Origin of the sequence: uncultured Microbulbifer sp., assembly GCF_947498635.1 — a bacterium.
Classification (GTDB): domain Bacteria; phylum Pseudomonadota; class Gammaproteobacteria; order Pseudomonadales; family Cellvibrionaceae; genus Microbulbifer; species Microbulbifer echini.
This window is the reverse complement of sequence record NZ_CANMKV010000104.1, coordinates 1-905: the sequence shown is the minus strand read 5'-3', so window position 1 is coordinate 905 and position 905 is coordinate 1. Positions and strand designations below refer to the sequence as shown.

Annotated in this window: 1 protein-coding gene; it reads right to left on the bottom strand. The window is 57.5% G+C overall.

The genetic code is table 11. From position 1 onward, the window contains the following. Nucleotides 1–905 (bottom strand): hypothetical protein (locus Q1A69_RS19995; protein WP_299589647.1); only part of this gene is annotated, 905 nt, incomplete at both ends.

The following is a 905-nucleotide window of genomic DNA, read 5'->3' as shown; positions in this document are numbered from 1 at the left end:
TTGTTCTGCGCATCTTCCAGGGCGCTGTCCGCGGCGCTGTCATCCGCCTGCAGGAAGTCGCTGGTGATGTCGTAGTTATAGGTGTTGGTGGTGATCACCACTTCGCGCCAGCCGTACTCGGTGTTGCCTTTGGACAGGGGCACAAAGATATGTACCTGCTCTTCCACTTCGATACGGTTGGTAAACACGGTAATGGTTCGGCCACTGTCGAGGGTGACTTGGCGACTGGTGTAGTAGTGACGGGTATCCCGTTCGATATAGCCCTTATTACTGCCCTGGCTGGTGCCATCGAGCCGGTAGCTGGTAGCGCCCAGCAGCCCAGCGAGATCGGTTTGCTGTGGGGTGGTGAGTCCCAGGTCTTCAAAGTCCAGGCGCGAGTCACCGGCCTTCAGGTAAAACAATTCATCGGTGTTGTCCTCCCAGGAGCGGCTGCCGTCCACGGCGGTGGTGCCGCCGGGGTTGCTGACATAGCCTTTGCCCTCGCTGTCCACATAGCCAATATTGTTATTGCGCACAGTTTTCTGCGCGCGCTCGGCGGGCATGCTGAGTTTGTTCGTCGCCGCGGCATCGGCGGTGCTCGGCATACTGCTGCTGTTGAGATTGACCCAAACTATGGAGGGGGAGGATGCGCTGCTATCGGTTATCTCGGCATTACCGATACCGGTGATCGTGGGATCGCTACCCGCTTTGCTGTCTATCACATTGGTCACTGCGGAGCCGTCGTTATCCACATCCCAGTTCACATCCAGGTCGGGATTATCCGTGGGCGTCTCCAGCGGCGCATCCACCACCGTGATCAACTGATCCTCTTTGTCGTACAGGCTGTACTTCCATTGGGTCTCACTCTGGGTGAGCTCATTCATGGCCTGGCGCGCGGTTTTAATACCGTTCAGGCTGTCGTTATT